Below are 21,294 nucleotides of genomic sequence, written 5' to 3'. Positions count from 1 at the left end.
ACCCCTCAATACGCTATGGATAGTGACCAAAACTGCACACCGGGCAGGTGCGCGTTCCGGTCGCGGGGCGCACATGCAGGTTTTCCTGTTCTGGAAACGCACCAGCGTGTCGAGGATTTACACCCTTGATCGAATGTCAGGCCGACAATGCCAGCGGCTTGTGCATCGGCAGGCTCAAAACGCCGTGATGCGTGAAGGCAGACGCCGCTTCGCGATACCCCAGGCGCCGGTAGAACGCCTCGCCGGTTCGCGTGCTGGCGAGCGTGACGCAAGGCCGGCCGCGAATCCTCAGCCAACCCTCGAGATCGCCCACCAGCGCGCGGCCCGCGCCCCGACGAAACCACTCCGGCTGCACATGACAAAACGTGATCTCGCCATTGGCGGCGGCCATGCCGACCCCGACCGGCTTATCGTGAAGAAGCGCGATATTCAGATAGAGATGCGGATCGGCGAGCCAGCCGCTGATGTGTTCCGCCGATTGTCGGCGAACCCAGCGGTCGACCAGTTGGGGATCGTTGCGATGATCGAGCGCGCAACCGACACGGATCGAGCGCTCGAGAATCCGGCTGATGATGCCGGCGTCGGCGGATGTGGCGGGACAGATGTGGATGGGTGCTTCCATGGCGCTGTTTCCCTCAATCCATTGAGTCAAAGGCAGGGGCGACAATAACGTCGCGGCCGGCGGATGACTAATGGAGAGAGGTTACATTTGATGTGCCTGGCAACCTTTCAGACCGGTTGCAGCGGCATCGTCAGCTCGACCCGCAAACCATCCGGGCGGCTGTCGAAATGCAAGGTGCAGGCGCAGCGCTGAACGATGGCCTGGACAATCGCCAGCCCCAGTCCGCAGCCGGTGCTCTGGCCGTTGCGCCAGAAGCGCTGGGTCAAGTGTTGCAGATCGTCCGGGGCAATCCCCGGCCCATGATCGCGCACCACGAAACGCACACGATTGGCGATGGTTTCCAGGCTCAACTCCACCGCGCCGTCGGTCGGCGTGTGGCGCAGGGCGTTGTCCAACAGATTACGCAGAGCCGCGATCGACAGCACCGCCGGCATTTGCAGGGGCGCATCGGACAATCGCTCAGGCAGGTGCAGCTTGATGCGCTGGCGCTGGTCACTGGCCGAATCCTGAATCGCCAGTTTCGCCACCTGTTCGGCGCTGCACTGCACACCGTCGTCGAACGACAGACTGCCCTCGACCCGCGCCAGCAACAGCAATTGCTCAAGGGTCCGGTGCAGGCGGTCGGCGCCCTCCTCGGCCCGGGCCAGGGACTGATCGCGGGCACTGCCTTCGGTCATGCGCGCCACTTGCAGGTGGGTCTTGATCGCCGTCAGCGGGCTGCGCAGTTCATGGGCGGCATCGCCGGTCAGGCGACGTTCGCGTTCGATGGTCTTGCCGATGCGCTGGAACAACTGGTTCTGGGTTTCGAGCAGCGGTTTCAATTCGCTTGGGAATGACTGCAACTGCAAAGGTTCGAGCGAATCCGCGTTGCGACGCATCAAGGCTTCACGCAAGCGATTGAGCGGCGCCAGGCCCTGACCGATCCCCAGCCACAACAGGCACAGGCAGCCGAGCAGCGCCACGCCCACCGGCACCGAGGCCGCCAGCAGGATCGACATGTTCAGGGCTTCGCGCTCGATGACCCGGTCGGCAGTGGTAATTCGCACATCGCCCCGAGCCAGGGTGAAGCTGCGCCAAGGCGCGCCATCGATCATCTGATCGTGGAAACCCATTTTCTGCGCTTCCAGCGCCTGTTCCGGATTGTTGTGGCTGCGGGCAAGAATTTCCCCGCGCAACGAGCTGACCTGACAGGCCATGCCGCCGGGAATGTTCAGTTGCTCGGCGCTGAAGTGAGTGCCTTCGCCTTTGCTCGGAATGGCCGGCAATTGTTCCAGCAATCCGGCGACCATCCGCGCCGACGCCACCAGGCGCTGGTCGAGGGAAAACATCATCTGGTTGCGCAGGTCGCTGAGCATCCAGGCGGCCGCCAGGGCCCAGATCAGCGCGAACGCAGCGCCGAGGGTCAGGCTCAGACGCAGGCGCAGACTCATCACTTGTCAGATTCTCCACCATCGGCCGGGCCCAGGCGATAACCCAGACCCCGTACAGTTTCGACGATGCCTTTGCCAAGTTTGCTGCGCAGGTGATGGATGTGCACGTTGAGCGCGTTGCTCTCCAGCTCATCGTTGAAACCGTAGACGCTGTCCTTCAATTGCTCGGTGGACAGCACCCGGCCACGGTTGTGCAGCAAGGCTTGCAGCAGGGATTGTTCACGACGGGACAGGTCCACCGGACGGCCCGCCAGCGTGGTTTCACGACTGCTCGGGTCGTAGGTCAGCGCACCGTGTTCGATCAGGTTGACACTGCGCCCGGCTACCCGGCGCAGCAGGGTTTGCAGACGCGCGAACAATTCGCGCAGATCGAAAGGCTTAAGCAGATAGTCGTCGGCACCGGACTGCAAACCGTCGACACGGTCGGTGACCGAATCCCGCGCGGTGAGGATCAGCACCGGAATTTCCAGCCCTTGCTGACGCAGTTGTTGCAGCAGTTTGAGGCCATCTTCGTCCGGCAGGCCGAGATCGAGCACCATCACGTCGAACTCGGCAACCTTGAGAATCGCCCGCGCCTTGGAGGCGGTGTTGACGTGCTCGACCGTCAGGCCTTGCGCCGTCAGCCCGGCGACGATCCCGCTGGCGATCAACTCATCGTCTTCGCAAACCAGTACGTGCATGGGAGCTCCATGAGAAAAAACGCGATTCAAGCAGGAGAGGATTAAGCGGCAATTATGGACACTGCCCGCGCCAAGGAAAAGCATGATTCCCGATGTGTACGACTGCGGGCAATGGTTTTCTCAATAGCGATTATCGCGATGACAACTAAAAACCAACAGACAATAACTTATCAAGTTCAAAGCGACACAAATGGCAATCACATAATCAGTGCGCAAAAGTTATTTATCACGTTAACCTTCAACTGCAGAACATACAAACACCACACTTACTACAACACCAAACAACCAATTATCTATTCCAAGGAACTATCAAATGTCCAAACTCAACAACTTTGTTGCTATCGACTGGCGCTCCGGCCCTGACCGGATTTACTTTTTCTTCAAAGATACTGAAACCTTTTCCTGCTACAACAATGGCGACGAAGAAGTACCCGGCGAATATCCAAAACCGATCAAGGGGCACTGGGAAGGGTTCGATGCCTATGCCAAGCATCTGCGGTTCGGCTTCACCCAGACCCAGGCGGGCGACAAGGATATTGTCTGGTTATTCTTTTACAATGGTGATCGCCCGATGGTTTGCGCCTATAACCAGGACACCGGAAAGGCTGATGCCTTTTACAATCTTTCCAACTCCCTGTGGACGCCGATCCTGCCCTACTTCGACAGAATCGTTGCCGGTACTTGGCTGGAAGCCATCGGGTACAAAAATCTGTTTCGCTTCTTGTTGAATGACGGGACCCACTTGACGCTGGATACTGTAACGCGAAAAGTAAATCACCATCCAACAGCAGTACTGCCCGGACTTGAACTTTATAAAGATCGCCTTGTTACCGCGGCTCAGATTGATCCGACCTTTAGCGACAACCTCTGGTATATCTTCCTGACCAATGACCAGTTCGTGGTCTACAACATGCAGAAAGGCCGAGTCGAGGGTGGTGTGCACAACGTGAGCGGTACATTCGCCGGGCTGACACGGGGTCTCTGACTCCATCATTCGTTTGCAATACTGCAGCGTCTCGCAGGTTTGACGCATGGATATACCCGGTTAATCACCGGTTAATCACCGGTTAATCGCCGCCGCCCATTGTGCCCCTCAATTGCACAGGGACAAGGCTCCTCCATGCGTCATTTTTTTCTATTGTTTGCACTGTTGATTTCGAGTCTGGCTCAGGCAGGGAATGATCCCTTTGCGTCAAAACCGGAGTTCCTGCCGGTCGACAAGGCATTCGTACTGACCTCTGAGCGTCTGGATTCCGGTGAGACCCAGCTGTTCTGGCAAATCGCCGACGGTTATTACCTGTACCAGAAGCGTCTGAAGTTCGATGGGCTGGCGACACAAAACGTCCCGGCCCTGCCGGAGGGCGAATCCCACAGCGACGAGTATTTCGGCGAACAGCCGGTTTATCGTCAGGGTCTGGAACTGAAGATTCCCGCAGCCGCCACGGGCCAGATAAAGGTCAGCTATCAGGGCTGCGCCGACGCCGGCCTTTGCTATCCGCCACAAACCCGAGTGATCGACCTCGGCGGCAAAGCCGCAGCAACGACAGATGAAGCGCCGGATCAGGCACTGGCCAGCGGTCTGCAACAGCACTCGCTGGGCTGGAGTCTGCTGGTGTTCTTCGGCCTCGGTCTGCTGCTGGCCTTTGCTCCATGCTCATTGCCGATGCTGCCGATTCTGGCCGGCATGGTAGTCGGCAGCGGCGCCACGCCGCGTCGCGGTTTCGCGCTGGCCGGCAGTTATGTGGTTTGCATGGCGCTGGTGTATGCGGCGATGGGCGTCATCGCTGCGCTGCTGGGGGCGAACCTGCAGGCGTGGTTGCAGAACCCTTGGTTGCTCGGGACTTTTGCGGCCGTATTTGTGGTTCTGGCGCTGCCGATGTTCGGCTTCTTCGAGCTGCAATTGCCGGTGGCCCTGCGGGATCGACTGGAACATGCCTCGCGCAGTCAACGCGGTGGCAGTCTGGTCGGCGCGGGCGTACTGGGCGCGTTGTCCGGTCTGCTGGTCGGCCCATGCATGACCGCACCGCTGGCGGGCGCCCTGCTTTACATCGCGCAAAGTGGCAACGCGCTGCACGGCGGTCTGATTCTGTTTGCCCTCGGGATCGGCATCGGCGTACCGCTATTGTTGCTGGTAACCGTCGGCAATCGCTTCCTGCCCAAACCCGGCGCGTGGATGAACCTGCTCAAGGGCGTGTTCGGTTTCCTGTTCCTCGCCACCGCGCTGCTGATGCTGCGTCCGGTGCTGGATCCGTCGCTGTGGCTGGGTCTGTGCGGCGCGCTGCTGTTGATCGCCGCTTACAGTGCCTGGAAACAGTCAGAAGGCTTCGGTCGCGTGGCGCAGTTGTTCGGTGCCGGTTCGCTGTTACTGGGCTTGTGGGGCAGTCTGTTGGTGGTCGGTGCGGCGGGTGGCAGTGACGATCCGTATCAGCCGTTGCAGGTGTACAGCGCCGGCCGTGTCGGATCTGCGGCGCCCAGCGGCCACGAAGCCTTCACGACGATCAAGGATCCGGGCGCCCTGCAACGCGAGCTCGACACCGCCAAAGCGCAGGGCCAGTGGGTGCTGCTCGATTACTACGCCGACTGGTGCACGTCGTGCAAAGTCATGGAGAAACAGGTGTTCGGCCAGGCGCGGGTGATGCAGGCCCTGAGCGATGTGCGCTTGCTCCGACTCGACGTGACCGCCGACAATGCCGCCAGCCGCGAACTGCTCGGCCGTTATAAAGTGCCGGGGCCACCGAGTTTCGTGTGGATCGGCGCCGACGGCGAAGAGCGCCGCAGCCAGCGCATCACCGGCGAGGTCGATGCCGATACTTTCCTGCAACGCTGGACCACCACCCGAGACGCCCGTTAATGCTGACCTTCACCCTCGGCACCTTTGCCATCGCACTCAACCACCTGCTGCTGATCAGCGCGCTGGCGCTGGCGACCTTCGTCGGCTGGCGGGTGGCCAAGCGCGGCGGTGACAACCCCGAGTCGGCGCTGTTCAGCCTGTTTCTGCTCGGCATGCTGGCGGCGCGCATGGCGTTTGTCGCCATGTACTGGGGGCACTATCGCAACGATCTCTGGCAGATCATCGACTTGCGCGACGGCGGTTTTCTCGCCTGGCCGGGGGTGATCGTGCTGTTGCTGGCGGCGCTGTATCGCGGCTGGCGCCGGCCGGGTTTGCGTCGACCGCTGGGCTTCGGCGTGGTCAGCGGCGTGGCGTTCTGGGTGCTGGCGACCCTGTCGCTGAACATCTACGAGCAAGGCACACGCCTGCCGGACATCACCCTGCGCAACGCCGCCGGGGAAACCGTGAAACTCACCGACTATCAGGGCGGGCCGCTGGTGATCAATCTGTGGGCCACCTGGTGCCCGCCGTGCCGACGGGAAATGCCGGTGCTGGAAAACGCCCAGCAACAACGCCCGGACCTGACGTTCCTGTTCGTCAACCAGGCCGAAAGCATGCAAAGCGTTGCGACTTTTCTCGAAACCCAGGGCCTGAGCCTGAACAACGTGCTGTTCGACCGCAGCGGACGTCTCGGCCAGGCCGTGGGCTCCATGGCCCTGCCGACTACGCTGTTCTATAGCCCGGACGGTCGCCTGCTGGGCAGCCATCTGGGCGAGTTGTCGAACGCCAGCCTGGCCCGCGCCCTGGAAAACTTCGATACCCCGGCTTCCAGTCCGAACCCGGCCACCTCTTCTTCAAGGAAACTGCCATGCCCCGCCTCCGCCACCTGCTGACGCTGACCATGAGCGCAGCCCTGCTGCACTTGCCGTCGGTCCAGGCCGCCGAAGAACTGCCTGAAGCGATCAAGAAGATCGAAGCCAAGGGCGCGAAAATCGTCGGCCAGTTCGACGCGCCGGACGGCTTGCGCGGTTACGCCGCGCAATACCAGAACCGCGGCATGGCGCTGTACCTGACGCCGGACGGCAAGCATGTGCTGCTGGGCAATCTGTACGACGCCGACGGCAATGACCTGAGCAGCGCGCCGCTGCAAAAACTGGTCTACGCGCCGATGGCCAAGGAAGTCTGGGCCAAGTTCGAAGCAAGCAACTGGATTCAGGACGGCAACAAGGATGCGCCGCGCACGGTGTACCTGTTCAGCGACCCGAACTGCCCGTACTGCAACATGTTCTGGGAACAGGCCCGTCCATGGGTCAAGGCCGGCAAGGTGCAGTTGCGGCACATCATGGTCGGCATCATCCGCGAAGACAGCCCGGCCAAATCCGCCGCCCTGCTCGCCGCCAAAGACCCGAGCAAGGCCCTGGAAGATCACGAGAAGGCCGGCAAGGCCAGCACCCTCAAGGCCTTGAAGGACATTCCGGTCGCCGTGCAGACCAAACTCGCGGCGAACATGCAGTTGATGGAAGACCTGGACTTGCAGGCCACTCCGGCGATCTTCTACATGGACGACAAGGGCGAACTGCAACAACAGCAAGGCGCGCCGACGCCGGACAAACTGGCGAAGATTCTCGGCCCGAAATAAAAAAACGCCCACGCAATGCGTGGGCGTTTTCGTTACTTCCGCTCAGCCAGAAACTTCAGCAGCGTGTCGGTCACAAACTCCGGATTCTCCAGATTGGAGATATGCCCTGCCTCCGGCACCAGCACACACGGACAGCCAATCAGCTCAGCCATTTCCCGTGCTTCCGACGGCGGGCGTGGCTTGTCCTGATCGCCACAGACCACCAGCGTGGTGGCCGCATTCAGCTCGCCCAGACGCGGCAACAGATCGTCACGGCCAAAAGTGATGCGCCCCATCGGCACGATGCTCTCGCGCAGGCGTTCGGCGCAATAGCCGGCGAGTTTGGCGCGGAAATCCTGATAAAGCGCCGACTCTCGATTGATGCCCGGACGGAAGAAGATCGGCACCACGATATCCAGCAGTTGCTCGGAGATCCCGCCGCTTTCCTTGATCTGTTTGAACAGCGAGAAATAGTACTGTCGGGTCGGCTCCGGCTCGACGCCTACGTAAGTGTCCATCAGCACCAGACCGTTGAGCCGCTGCGGCGCCGACAACGCCAGACGCACGCCCCACATGCCGCCGACCGACAGCCCGACCAGTGTCACCCGATCGATGTCCAGATGATCGAGCAACGCCAGTGCCTGACGGGCGATGTCGTCCAGCGAAGCGGTGCCTTCAGGCAAGCGACCGGATTCGCCGTGCCCCCACAGATCCAGTGCAATCACCCGATAGTGCGCCGATAGCGCTGCGATCTGCGGTGCCCACATGGCCTGATCCCACAGGTAGCTGCCGGCCAGCAACACCGCCGGGCCTGTGCCTTGATCAATGTAGTGAAGCGCCTGTCCGTCAACTTCGAAGAAAGCCATCGATCACCCCCGCGACAAAAAAGAGAACCGGCAGACTGGGCTGCCGGTTCGGGATCGTCAACTATACAAACGTACATCCATGTACCGGTTGATAAATGTTGAGTTCACTGACGCTGAAGACTACAAGCCTTCCAGCTCTGCCATCAGGTCATTGAGCCGATCAACCTTCTCCTCGGTAATGTCGCTGGCCGCCAGTCCTTCGATGTACCCGGCCAGTTCCTCCACCGTGCTGCACTCGAACATCGCCCGCAGTGGCACATCCCGTTGCAAGGCTTTCTGCACCCGCGAAGCGATCTGCGTGGCGAGCAGCGAATGGCCGCCGAGTTCGAAGAAGTTGTCGCGTACCCCGACCTTCTCGACCTTTAGCACCTCGGCCCAGATATCGGCCAGGGTCTGTTCCAGCTCGCTGCGCGGCGCCAGGTAATCCTGGCTTTGCAACTGGCCGATCTCCAGCACCGGCAAAGCCTTGCGGTCGAGTTTGCCGTTGGCGTTGAGCGGCAACCGGTCTAGCCACAACCAGTGCAGCGGCACCATGTATTCCGGCAGTTCGGCGCGCAGGCGCTGCTTGATCCGCTCCAGCCGTTCGCTCTGATTCAGTGCGGAATCTGCGGCCACCAGGTAGCCCACCAGATGCTTGCCGTTGACGCCTTCCTGCACGCCGACCGCGCCATCGCGAACTTCCGGTTGCTCATGCAGACGCGCCTCGATTTCACCCAACTCGATCCGGTAACCGCGAATCTTCACCTGATGGTCGACCCGGCCAACGTATTCCAGCACACCGTCACTGCGACGGCGCGCCAGGTCACCGGTGCGATACAGCCGCTCGCCCGGCGCACCGAACGGATTCGGCACAAACACTGGCGCGGTGCGCAGCGGATCGCTGACATAACCACGGCCGACACCGGTGCCGGCGACGCACAACTCACCCACCGCACCCAACGGCACCAGATCCAGCGCGCCATCGAGCAGGTACAGCAAGTTGTTGTCGGTCGGCGTACCGATCGGCAGGTAACTGCCGCGAGTCGAGGCCAGGTCGACGCGGAAGAACGCCACGTCGTCCGAGCACTCCGCCGGGCCATAGGCGTTGACCAGACCGATCTCCGGGTAACGCAGCAGCCATTGGTGCGCCAGTTCCGGTGGCATCGCTTCACCGGTCGGCAACATCCAGCGCAGACCGTCGAGGCTCAGGCGATCCGAAGCGAGCATGCCCTGGATCAGCGACGGCACGCTTTCCAGCACGGTGATGCCCTGCTGTTGCACATGCACCAGCAAGCCTTGCGGATCGTGGGCGATAGTGTTCGGCACGATGTCCACCCGCGCACCGAACAACGGTGCAGCGAGGAATTGCCAGACCGAAATGTCGAAGCTTTGCGAAGCAGTCTGGGCGATCACATCGGCGTCGCTCAGGTTCAGGTACGGCACTTTGCTCAACTGGTTGTTGAGCATGCCGCGCTGCTCGACCATCACGCCTTTCGGCAACCCGGTGGAGCCCGAGGTGTAGATCACGTAGGCCAGATTGTCCGGGCCGCTGAAGATGCCCGGATTCGCCGACGACACCGTGCCGGCCTGAACCTCTTCCCACACCAGCAAGCGTGGACGGTTGGCGCAGCTGAATTCATCCAGCAAGGTCGTCGCCTGTTCACGGCAAGCCTTGGTGCACACAAGCACCGGCGTGCGGCTGAGTTCAATGATGCGTTGCAGACGCTGGCTCGGCAGGCCCGGATCCAGCGGCAGGTAACCGGCACCGGCCTTGAAGCTGCCGATGATCATGCCCAGCAGATCGAGGTTACGTTCGCCCAGCAGCGCCACCGGTTGATCCATCTGCACCCCGGCTGCGACCAGTGCATGGCCGAGACGGTTGGCGTTCTGGTTCAGCTCGGCGTAGCTCAGTTGCTGATCGAGGCAACTGGCGGCAATGCGTTGCGGATGTTGCGCGACCTGCGCTTCGAACAGCTCGACGTAGCTCTTCTCCAGCGGATAGTCGTGCTCACTCTGGTTGCAGCCGTGGAGCAGGAAGTCCTGTTCCTCATGGCCCAGCAGCGGCAGGTCGGCCATATCGCCATGGAAGCCGTCGACCAGTGCCAGCAACAGACGCTTGAACTCGCCGAGCATGCGCTCGATGGTCGACTCGTCGAAGTAACGCTGGTCGTAAGACAGGTGCAGACCGAGGTCGTCGCCCGGATAGCAAACCGCCGTCAGTGGGAAGTTGGTGTGGGTACGGCCCGAGTCCGAAGTCGCATTGAGGCTCTGCGCACGGTCCAGCACCGAGACTTCCACCGGGGCGTTTTCGAACACGAACAGGCTGTCGAACAGCGGCTGGCCTTTCGGCAGTTCGCTTTGTTCCTGGATGTTCACCAGCGGCAGGTATTCGTACTCGCGCAGTTGCATGTTGCTGTCGAGCAGACCGCTCAGCCACTGACGCACGCTGGCTCGCTGATCGTCCGCCGGGATCTGCACCCGCAGCGCGATGCTGTTGATGAACAGGCCGACGGTGCGCTGCATCTCCGGCATCTCCACCGGGCGCCCGGCCACGGTCACGCCGAACAGCACGTCGCGATCACCGCTCATGCGGCGCAGCACCAGTGCCCACGCCGCTTGGGCGAAGGTGTTGATGGTCAATTGATGGGCCTGGGCCAGTTCGCGCAGACGGGCGCCGTCCTCGACATTCAGTCGCGTGTAGCGGTCGCCGACGATCATGCCGCCGCTTTCGCCGGCGTGTTCACGCAGGAACGGGCGGTCGCTCGGGATCGGCGTGGTGCGCTCGAAACCTTGCAGGTTCTGCTGCCACCACTGGCGCGCTTCGGCCAGGCTCTGGCGTTGCAGCCAGCCGATGTAATCGCGGTAGCGCGGCGGCACCGCCAATTGCGCTTCGCGACCTTCGCCGAGGGCGGTGTAGATCTCGAAGAAATCGTTCATCAGCAGCGAACGGCACCAGGCATCGATCAGGATGTGGTGGTTGCTCATCATGAACCAGTAACGCGCCGCGCCGACCTTGATCAGGCGCAGGTGGAACGGTGCCTGATTGAGCAGATCGAACCCGGCTTCGCGCTCGGCCTTGAGCAGCGCTTGCAGTTTCGGTTCCTGCTCGGCGTCGGCGATGGCGCTCCAGTCCAGATACTCGATCGGCGTGCGCCCCGGTGTGTGGATCACTTGCAGCATGTCTTCGCCGACGTTCCAGCAGAACGACGCACGCAACGCTTCATGACGGGCGACTACTGCTTGCCACGCCTGGGCGAAACGCTCGGGATCGAGTTCGCTGTTGATGCGATAGCGGTCCTGCATGTAGTACAGACCGGTGCCCGGCTCGAGCAAGGTGTGCAGCAGCATGCCTTCCTGCATCGGCGTCAGCGGGTACACGTCTTCGATGTGCGCCGCCGGCACCGGCAATGCATCGAGCTGGGCCTGAGTCAGTTTCGCCAGCGGGAAGTCCGACGGCGTCAGACCGCCGGCCCCGTCTTGCAGGCAATGTTCGATCAGGCTCTGCAACTCGCCGACGTAGGTATCGGCCAGTTCGTTGATGGTCTGCGCGTCGTAGCGTTCGGCGCTGAAGGTCCAGCGCAGCAGCAACTCACCGCCGTACACCTGACTGTCGACGCTCAACTCGTTCGGCAGCGGTGCGTGCGGATCGTGGGCAGCGCCGACCGACTCATCCAGCGGACGGAACAGCGCATCGCTGCCGAAGCTCTGGTCGAACTGGCCGAGGTAGTTGAAGGTGATCGGCGCGTTCGGCAATGCCGCCATGCTCTGACGGCTGGCGTCATCGGCGAGATAACGCAGTACGCCATAACCGAGGCCTTTGTGCGGAACGGCGCGCAGTTGCTCCTTGATCGCCTTGATCGAAGCGCCCTGCCCGGCGGCCTCTTCGATGTTGTGCGGGGTCAGGCGCAGCGGATAGGCGCTGGTGAACCAGCCGACAGTGCGGGTCAGATCGATCTCGTCGAACAGGGTCTCGCGGCCGTGGCCTTCCAGTTGAATCAGCGCCGAGGGCTGACCACTCCAGCGGCACAGCACGCGGGCCAGCGCAGTCAGCAGCAGATCGTTGACCTGCGTGCGATAGGCGCTCGGTGCCTGTTGCAGCAGTTGCCTGGTGCGTTCGGCATCCAGACGCACGCTGACGGTTTGCGCATGACGATTCTCGCGACCGCCCTCAGGACGTTCGCACGGCAAATCGGCAGTCGGACCGGCCAGTTGCGCTTGCCACCAGCTCAGTTCTTCACGCAGGGATTCGCTGCCGGCGTAAGCCTGCAAACGCGCCGCCCAGTCCTTGAAGGCGCTGGTTTTCGCCGGCAGTTTCACCGACTGATCGGCGTCGAGCTGGCGATACACGGTTTGCAGATCGTCGAGCAGAACCCGCCACGATACACCGTCAACCACCAGGTGATGGATCGCGATGAACAGTCGTTGCTGAGCGTCCGGCCCATCGACCAGCACGGCGCGCAGCAGCGGACCCTGGGCAAGGTCGAGACTGCGCTGGGCATCCGCGAACAGCGCGGCGCACTTGTCCATCGACGGCACGCGAACCTGCCACAGCACGGCGGCATCGGTGAACGGTTGATGGGTCGCTTGCCATGCGCCGTTGACCTCGGTGAAGCGCAGACGCAGGGCATCGTGCTGCTCGATCACCGCCAACAGAGCTTGCTCCAGACGATGAGGTTCCAGCGCAACCGTCGGCTCCAGCAGCAACGCCTGGTTCCAGTGCTGACGCTCGGGAATCTCGGTGTCGAAGAACCAGTGCTGGATCGGTGTCAGACGCGATTCGCCCGTCACCAGACCTTGCTCGGCGGTCACGGTTTCACTGCGGCTGGCAACAGCCGCCAGGGTCTGCACGGTCTGGTGCTGGAACAGATCACGCGGGCTGAAGTGAATGCCCTGCTGGCGCGCGCGGCTGACCACTTGAATCGACAGGATCGAGTCGCCGCCCAGTTCGAAGAAGTTGTCGTTCAGACCGACCTGCTCGACGTTGAGCACCTCGCACCAGATCTGCGCCAGGGTTTGCTCCAGCTCGTTGCTCGGCGCCACGTAATCCTGACGATTGAGCTCCGGATCCGGTGCCGGCAACGCGCGGCGATCGAGTTTGCCGTTGGCGGTCAGCGGCATGCTCGCCAGCAGAATCAGATGGGTCGGCACCATGTAGTCCGGCAATTGCGTCTTGAGGTGCGCCTTCAGCGCATCGCGCAGTTCGGCCTGCTCGGCTTCGCTTCGCGAAGCGACCTCGGTCACGAGATAGCCGACCAGTTGCTTGCCGCTCGGCGCATCCAGCGCCAGCACCACCGCTTCGCGGATCGAATCGTGATCGAGCAGGCGGGTTTCGATCTCGCCCAGTTCAATCCGGAAACCGCGGATCTTCACCTGATGGTCGATCCGCCCCAGATACTCCACCAAGCCATCGGCGCGCTGGCGCACCAGGTCGCCGGTGCGGTACATGCGCCCGCCATCGGCGGCAAACGGGTCGGCGACGAAACGTTCGGCAGTGATGCCCGCACGCTCGTGATACCCCATCGCCAGACCGGCACCGCCGACGAACAACTCACCCGTCGCACCTTGCGGCACCAGCGCCAGATCGGCGTCGAGAATGTAGGCCACGCGATCACCGATCACGCTGCCGATCGGCACACTGCCGGCGCCCTCTTCCAGCACTTCCGGCGCAAGACTGGCCAGCGGCATGACCACGGTTTCGGTCGGGCCGTAGGCGTTGAAGAACAGGCTCGGTTTGAACGCCGCGCGAATTCGCTGCAGGTGCTCGCCGGTCAGCGCCTCGCCACCGGTGATGATCATGCGTACCGGCAGAGTGTCGTTTTGCGTCGCAAGGAACTGCGCCAACTGGCTGCCGTAGCTCGGGGTGAAACCAAGGATATTGATCCGATGTTCACGGATCAGGCCACAGATTTCTTCCGCGTCCCACTGACCCTGCGCACGCAGCACCACCTGCGCGCCGCTGAGCAGCGGCACCAGCAGACGTTCGGTGGCGGCGTCGAAGTTGATCGAATAGAAATGCAGTTCGCAGTCGTCCGCACGCATGCCGAAGCGCTCGATCACCGCCTGGCAGTGCATGGCGATTTCACCGTGGGACACCACCACGCCTTTCGGCTTGCCGGTGGAACCCGAGGTGTAAATCAGGTACGCCTGATGCTGCGGCAGGCTGATAAAGGGCAGCTCGGTAGCCGGGTAATCGGCCAGCGCGGCGCTGTCGTCTTCCAGGCACCAGCGCGCCACGTTCGACGGCAGTTCGCCGAGGGCCTTGAACATCGCCCGGTCGCTGAGCAGCAGGCCGACGCCGCTGTCTTCGATCATGTAATGCAGGCGGTCGAGCGGGTATTCCGGGTCCAGCGGCACATAGGCGCCGCCGGCCTTGAGGATCGCCAGCAGGCCGACGACCATTTCCAGCGAACGCTCCAGCGCCAGACCGACCCGCACTTGCGGACCGACACCGCGCTCACGCAGGGCCCAGGCCAGACGGTTGGCGCGGGCATCGAGTTCGGCGTAGCTCAGGGTCTGCCCGGCAAAGGTCAGGGCCGGCGCATCCTTGCGCGCCAGCGCCTGCTCGGCGAACAGGTGATGAATGCACTGATCGAGACGACGCTCGCCCGGCTCGACACCTAGGCTGTCGAGCAATTGCTGCTGCTCAGGCGCATCAAGCAGCGGCAATTCGCTGAGACGTTGTTGCGGGTTGGCGATCAACGCTTCCAGCAGGTTGCGCCAATGTTTGGCCATGCGCGCAATGGTCGGCTCGTCGAACAAATCAGTGCTGTAGGTCAGGCAGCAACCGAGGCGATGGTCGAGGTCGGTGACTTCCAGGTTGAGGTCGAACTTGGTCGCCCGCGCATCGTTGGCCAGGTACTCGACGGTCATGCCGGCGAGCATGCGGCTCTGCTGGAATTCCCAGCGCTGCACGTTGCACATCACCTGGAACAACGGGTTGTACGCGGCACTGCGCGGTGGTTGCAGCGCTTCAACCAGATGATCGAACGGCAGATCCTGATGGGATTGACCTTCGATCACGGTGTGGCGCACTTGCTCGAACAACTCGCCGACCGACATCTGGCCGTCGAGCTGGCAACGCAGCACCTGGGTGTTGAGGAACGCACCGATCAGGCCTTCGCTTTCCGGGCGGATACGGTTGGCCACCGGCGCGCCGATCCGCAGATCGGTCTGGCCGCTGTAGCGGTAAAGCAAGGTCGCAAGGGCGGCGGTCATGGTCATGAACAAGGTCAGACCGTTCTGCGCATTGAAGGCGCGAACCCGCGCGGCGAGATCATCGCTGAGGTCGAAACGGAACAGTTCACCCTGATGACTTTGCACCGGCGGACGCGGACGGTCGCCCGGCAGTTCCAGCAGCGGGTGTTCGCGGCCCAGTTGCGCGGTCCAGTAGTCGAGCTGACGCTGCCGCTCGCCGGACTCCAGCCAGTTGCGCTGCCACACGCTGTAGTCGAGGTACTGCACCGGCAGCGGTTGCAGCGGCGATTCGCGGTCATCGACGAACGCTTCGTACAGTGCGCTGAGCTCACGGGCGAAGATGTCCATCGCCCAGCCTTCGGTGACGATGTGGTGCAGGGTCAGAACGAAGTAATGCTCCTGCTCGGCGGTCTTGACCAGGCAGGCGCGCAGCAGCGGACCGGTTTCCAGATCGAACGGCAGGTGCGCTTCATCGTCGGCCAGTTGCTGGACTTTCTGCTCGCGCACATCGGCGGCGAGTTTCGAGAAATCCTTCCAGTCCATGCGCACGCCGGTTTCGGCATGCACCTGCTGACGGGCCACGCCGTCGATGCTCGGGAACGTGGTGCGCAGGGTTTCGTGACGCAGGATCAGCGCTTGCAGCGCGGCCTCGAAACGCCCGACATCCAGCACGCCACGCAGGCGCGCCATGCCGCCGACGTTGTACGCCGGGCTGTCCGGTTCCATCTGCCAGAGGAACCACATGCGCTGCTGGGAATAGGACAGCGGCACCGGTTTGCTGCGATCAACCTTGTCGATCGGCGGCTGTTTGTTGGTGCGGCCGCTGGCCTGGATCTGGCGGATCTGCTCGGCGAAATCACCCAGTTCGCTGTGCTCGAACAAGGCACGCAGCGGCAGCTCGACGTCGCAGGCCTGGCGGGTGCGGGAGATGATTTGCGTGGCCAGCAGCGAGTGACCGCCGAGGGCGAAGAAGTCGTCGCGCAGGCCGATCTGTTTCAGGCCCAGCACTTCGCGCCAGATCGCGGCGATCTGCTGTTCCAGCTCGGAAACCGGCTCGACGTGTTCACGCACCTGCCATTGCGGCTCGGGCAAGGCGCGGCGGTCGAGTTTGCCGCTCGGGCTCAGGGGCATTGCGTCCAGGCGCAGCAGTTGCGCCGGGACCATGTATTCCGGCAGCTCGGCAGCCAGTGCGGATTTCAGGCGAGCGATTTGCGCGTCCTGATCTTCATTGGCGTCGGTGGCGGTGAAGTAGCCGATCAGTTGCGGGCCGGCGACGGTTTCACGCACCAGCACGGCGGCCTGCGCCACGCCGTCCTGAGCCAGCAGACGCGCTTCGATTTCTTCCGGTTCGACGCGGAAGCCGCGCAGTTTGACTTGCTGATCGAGACGGCCGAGGTATTCGATCACGCCATCGTTCGTCCAGCGTGCGCGGTCACCGGTGCGGTACAGACGCGCGCCCTGCTCGCCCAGCGGATCGACCACGAAACGTTCGGCGGTCAGCGCTGGACGGCCAAGGTAACCACGGGCCAGGCCGATGCCGCTGATGCACAGCTCACCCGGCACACCGGCCGGCACTGGATTGAGATCGCTGTCGAGCACGCGGCAGACCACGTTGCCCAGCGGACGGCCAATCGGCGAACGCTCGCCATCCGCCACGCCGCAATGCCAGTGAGTGACGTTGATCGCGGTTTCGGTCGGGCCATAACGGTTGTGCAGTTGCACCGCCGGCAGTTGCGCCAGCACGCGGTTGCGCAGCTCTGCCGGCAGCGCTTCACCGCCGGAGAACACGCGGCGCAGGCTGGTGCATTCGGCACTCAACGGTTCGTCGATGAACAGCGAAAGCAGCGGCGGCACGAAGTGCAGCGTGGTCACGCCGTATTGCTGAACCAGTTGCGCGATGCGATGCGGATCGCGGTGTTCACCGGGGCCGGCGATCAGCAGGCGCGCGCCAGTGATCAGCGGCCAGAAGCACTCCCACACCGACACGTCGAAACTGATCGGCGCCTTTTGCATCAGCACGTCGGTGTCGTTCAGGCGATAAGTGTTTTGCATCCACTGCAGACGTTCGGCCAGTGCCGCGTAAGTGTTGCCCACGCCTTTCGGCTGGCCGGTGGAGCCGGAGGTGTAAATCACGTAGGCGAGATTGTCGCCGTGCAGGTGCAGGCCCGGTGCCTGGCTCGGCCAGTTCTCCAGGTGCAGGGTGTCCATGGCGATCACGCTGACGCCTTCGCTGGCCGGCAAGCGGTCGAGCAATGACGTCTGGGTCAGCAGCAGTTCGACGCCGCTGTCGCTGAGCATGTAGGCCAGACGATCGGCCGGGTAATCCGGGTCCAGCGGCACGTAGGCGCCACCGGCCTTGATGATCGCCAGCAGGCCGATCAGCAGTTGCGGCGAACGCTCGGCGGCGATGGCCACGCACACGTCCGGGCCGACGCCTTTGTCGCGCAGGTAGTGGGCGAGTCGGTTGGCCCGGGCGTGCAGTTCGGCGAAGTCGAGGCTGCCGCCGTCCCATATCAGGGCGGTGCGATCAGGGGTTTGCCGGGCTTGTTCGTTGAGCAGTTCCGGCAGCCATTGTTGCGCCGGGGTGCACGGGGCGATGCTCCATTCGCTTTGCTGAGTATGTTCGGCGGCGGTCAGCAATTGCAGATCGCCGATGGTTTGTTCCGGACGTTCGCAAACTGCTCGCAGCAGGTTGCTGAAATGCTCGGCGAGGCGCTCGATGGTCGCGGCGTCGAACAACTCATCGGCGTAGTCGAAGGACAGCGTCAGGCGACCGTTGCGGTCTTCTTCACTGTGTAGTTGCAGATCGAACTTGGCCTCACGGCTGTGCCACGGCAGTTCTTCGGCCAGCAGGCCCGGCAGACGTTTTAGCGCACTCAGGTCGCGCTGCTGGTGGTTGAACATGACCTGAAACAGGCCCTGCTCGCGCGCCTGTGGGAAGGCTTCCAGCAGTTGTTCGAATGGCAGATCCTGATTCGCCTGGGCGCCGAGTGCAGCTTGTCGGGTTTGCGCCAGCAGTTCGGTGAACGGCAGACGCGAATCGACGTCGGCGCGCAGCACCTGAGTGTTGATGAAGAAGCCGATCAGGCCCTGGGTTTCCAGGCGCGGACGGTTGGCGTTGGGTACGCCGATGCGGATGTCGCGCTGGCCGCTGTAGCGATGCAGCAGGCTCTGGAAAGCCGAGAGCAGCAGCATGAACGGCGTGGATTGATAGGCTTGGGCCGTCTGGCGGATCGCGTCGCTGAGGCTGATCCCCAGACGAACGCTGTGGCGTGCGGCGCTGTGAATTTGTTTGGCAGAACGCGGATGGTCGGTCGCCAGTTCCAGGGTCGGATGCTCGTCGCCCAACTGCGCCTTCCAGTACGCCAGTTGCCGCTCGCCCTCGCCTTGCGCCAGCCATTGGCGCTGCCAGCTGCCGTAGTCGGCGTATTGGGTTGGCAGCAGCGCGAGTTCCGCGCGCTGGCCTTGGGACGCGGCGGCGTACAGGCGCGAAAACTCGTCGATCAACACGTTCAGCGACCAGCCGTCGGCGATGATGTGGTGCAGGGTCACCAGCAACTGGTGATCTTCGTCGTCGAGGCGAACCAGCGTTACCCACAGCAGCGGACCTTTCTCCAGATCGAACTGGGTGCGGGCTTCGTCTTCGCGGATCTGTTGTGCGCGGGCTTCACGTTCGCTGGCCGGCAGGTCGCTGATGTCGATCAGTTGCAGATTGAATTCGCCCGCCGCTTCGACCTGTTGCAGGGCCACGCCATCGCGCTCGAAGAAGCGCGTACGCAGGGATTCGTGGCGTTCGATCAGATGCTGGAAACTGGCGCGCAGGGCGTCTTCGTCCAGTTCGCCACGCAAGCGCAGGGCACCGGGAATGTTGTAGGCGCTGCTCTGCGGGTCGAGCTGCCAGGTGATCCACAGTCGGTTTTGCGCCAGCGATTGCGGCAGCGCTTCGTTGCGCGACAGTGCGGTGATGTCGCCTTGGGCGCTGCCGCCGTCCTGCTGCTGTTGCGCCACGGCGGCGGCGAATGCGGACAGGGTCGGGGCTTCGAACAGCAGGCGCAGGTTCAGCTCCAGGCTCAGCTCTTCGCGAACCTTGGCAATCACTTGGGCGGCGGCGATCGAGTTGCCGCCGAGCAGGAAGAAATGATCGTCGCCGTTGACCCGTTTGACGTTGAGTTGCTCGGCCCAGATCTTGCCGATCAGGGCTTCCAGTTCGGAGGCGGACGCGGTCGACTCATGAGCGGTTTCAGCGGTGGCCGACGGGAACACCGCGTAGCTGTCGAGGCTGCCGTCGGCCAGACGATTGCGGCAGGCCGAACGCTGCAACTTGCCGCTGGAAGTTTTCGGCAACGCGCCCGGATTGAGCAGCACCACCACGCTCGGTGCTTCCTGATACGCCTCGGCCACGGCCTGACGGATGGCTTTGATCAGTGCTTCAGGCGGGAGGATTTTCTGCACGCTGCGGCTGATTTCCGCCGCAATGCCGATGCCTTCTTCGCCATTCTGATTGACCGCGAACGCGGCGACGCGACCCTTGCGCACCACCTCGACTTCGTTCTCTACCGTTTTCTCGAGATCCTGTGGGTAGAGGTTGTGGCCGCGCACGATCAGCATGTCTTTCAAGCGACCGGTGATGAACAGTTCACCGTCGCGCATGAAGCCCAGGTCACCGGTGCGCAGCCAGGTCTGGCCGGCGTGCTGGACGAAAGTCTTGGCGCTGGCCTCGGGGTTGCGCCAGTAGCCGAGGGCGATGCTCGGGCCGGTAGCCCAGACTTCACCGACGGCATTGTCGGCCAGTTCTTCAAGGGTGTTCGGCTCGACGATCAGCACCGCGTGCTCTGGCTGGCTGATGCCGCAGCTCATGATCGGACTGCCCTCGCCCGGCTCGGCGCGGTTCTGTGCCAGGGCCTGATCATCGACGCGCAGTGCTGGAATCCCGGTGCCGCGCGGTGTGCCGGCGACGAACAGGGTCGCTTCGGCCAGACCGTAGGACGCCATGAAGCTGTCTTCGCTGAAACCGCACGCGGTGAATTTCTCGGCGAAGCGTTCGAGGGTGTCGAGACGGATCGGCTCGGAGCCGGAATAGGCCACACGCCAGCGGCTCAGGTCGAGACGTTCCAGCGCCGATTCGCTGACCCGCTCGCTGCACAGACGATAAGCGAAGTCAGGGCCACCGCTGATGGTGCCGCCGTACTGGCTGATCGCTTCAAGCCAGCGCAACGGCCGGCCGAGGAAGTACGCCGGCGACATCAGAATGCACGGCACACCGCTGAAGATCGGTTGCAGCAGACCGCCGATCAGGCCCATGTCGTGGTACAGCGGCAACCAGCTGACGATCACGTCGTCCGGGTTCACGTCGATGCCGAAGCCGTGGCGGATCAACAGTTCGTTGGCCACCAGGTTGCCGTGGCTGACCTGCACGCCCTTGGGCAGCGCGGTCGAGCCGGACGTGTATTGCAGGAAGGCGATGTGGTCTTGCGGCAAGGTCGGTTCGACCCAGCGCTCGGCCAGCGCAGCGTCGAGGGTGTCGACGCACAGCAGCGGCGGCGCGCCTTCGATTTGCTGCAGGGCGTCGCGCAGGTCGGCGCTGGTCAGCAGCAGACGCGGCTCGGCGTCGGCAATGATCGACAGCAGGCGCTCCTGATGATGACGCTTGGCCGATTCCGGCGGATAAGCCGGCACCGCGATCACGCCCGCGTACAGGCAACCGAAGAACGCCGCGACATAATCCGGTCCGCTCGGGAACAGCAATACCGCGCGATCACCGAATCCGGCCTCGGCCTGCAATGCGGCTGCAATGGTGCGCGCACGTTGATCCAGCTCGCGATAACTGAGCACCACAGCCTGCGCCTCGGTTTCAGCGAGAAAGCGCAAGGCCAGCCGATCCGGCGTCATGGCCGCGCGGCGCTGGAGGGCTTGAACCAGGGTGCTGGGGAGTTCGAACGCGTCGGTCATGAGGTTTCCTGCCTGAATTCGGCTTGCTGGTGGAATCGGGTTGGCTGCGGCATGCCCGTGCAAGGCATGCGGGACACGGTCTTTGCCGACCGTGCAAGGCATTGGAATGCGGTAGGTCCGGGGCTG

At 62.9% G+C, this 21,294-nt stretch carries 9 protein-coding genes; 4 read left to right on the top strand and 5 right to left on the bottom strand.

The annotated features are described in order from the left end of the window. Positions 1–136: 136 nt before the first annotated feature. The 3 genes from AC07XZ_RS12075 to AC07XZ_RS12065 form a co-directional block, all read right to left on the bottom strand. Positions 137–622 carry a GNAT family N-acetyltransferase gene (locus tag AC07XZ_RS12075; RefSeq protein WP_102686434.1) on the bottom strand — a complete coding sequence of 162 codons (486 nt, stop codon included), beginning with the start codon at positions 620–622 and terminating at the stop codon, positions 137–139. Positions 623–729: 107 nt separating this feature from the next. Next, entirely contained in the window at positions 730–2,052 is a 1,323-nt protein-coding gene (locus AC07XZ_RS12070; RefSeq protein ID WP_085744931.1) for an ATP-binding protein, read from the bottom strand. Continuing rightward, positions 2,052–2,732, bottom strand: coding sequence for a response regulator (locus AC07XZ_RS12065; protein WP_102686435.1), 681 nt, complete (start codon positions 2,730–2,732; stop codon positions 2,052–2,054). Before AC07XZ_RS12065 ends, AC07XZ_RS12070 begins: the two co-directional genes overlap by 1 nt. 313 nt (positions 2,733–3,045) lie before the next feature. Between AC07XZ_RS12065 and AC07XZ_RS12060 the strand changes: the two genes are divergently transcribed. The 4 genes from AC07XZ_RS12060 (at position 3,046) to dsbG (ending at position 7,201) form a co-directional block, all read left to right on the top strand. Next, positions 3,046–3,717, top strand: a complete 672-nt coding sequence (locus AC07XZ_RS12060) for a hypothetical protein (protein ID WP_085744932.1) — start codon at positions 3,046–3,048, stop codon at positions 3,715–3,717. Between the two features lie 135 nt (positions 3,718–3,852). Further along, a complete protein-coding gene (gene dsbD, locus AC07XZ_RS12055; RefSeq protein ID WP_102686436.1) occupies positions 3,853–5,583 on the top strand; it encodes a protein-disulfide reductase DsbD in 1,731 nt (576 codons plus the stop codon). Beyond that, positions 5,583–6,455 carry a TlpA disulfide reductase family protein gene (locus AC07XZ_RS12050; protein WP_064378572.1) on the top strand — a complete coding sequence of 291 codons (873 nt, stop codon included), beginning with the start codon at positions 5,583–5,585 and terminating at the stop codon, positions 6,453–6,455. Before dsbD ends, AC07XZ_RS12050 begins: the two co-directional genes overlap by 1 nt. After that, on the top strand, positions 6,431–7,201 hold the full coding sequence (dsbG, locus tag AC07XZ_RS12045; RefSeq protein ID WP_007955786.1) for a thiol:disulfide interchange protein DsbG: 771 nt from the start codon (positions 6,431–6,433) through the stop codon (positions 7,199–7,201). Before AC07XZ_RS12050 ends, dsbG begins: the two co-directional genes overlap by 25 nt. A 32-nt stretch (positions 7,202–7,233) precedes the next feature. Here the strand turns inward: dsbG and AC07XZ_RS12040 are convergent, their stop codons facing one another. Both AC07XZ_RS12040 and AC07XZ_RS12035 read right to left on the bottom strand, forming a co-directional pair. Next, on the bottom strand, positions 7,234–8,046 hold the full coding sequence (locus tag AC07XZ_RS12040) for an alpha/beta fold hydrolase (RefSeq protein ID WP_102686437.1): 813 nt from the start codon (positions 8,044–8,046) through the stop codon (positions 7,234–7,236). 120 nt (positions 8,047–8,166) lie between these two features. Then, the gene (locus AC07XZ_RS12035; RefSeq protein WP_102686438.1) at positions 8,167–21,168 is read right to left on the bottom strand and encodes a non-ribosomal peptide synthetase; all 13,002 of its coding nucleotides are present in this window, start codon (positions 21,166–21,168) and stop codon (positions 8,167–8,169) included. Between the last annotated feature and the right edge of the window lie 126 nt (positions 21,169–21,294).

Source organism: Pseudomonas sp. GW458-11-26-14-LB4 (assembly GCF_059423925.1).
Note: the sequence above shows the minus strand (reverse complement) of the source record. Positions and strands in the feature narration are given on the sequence as shown.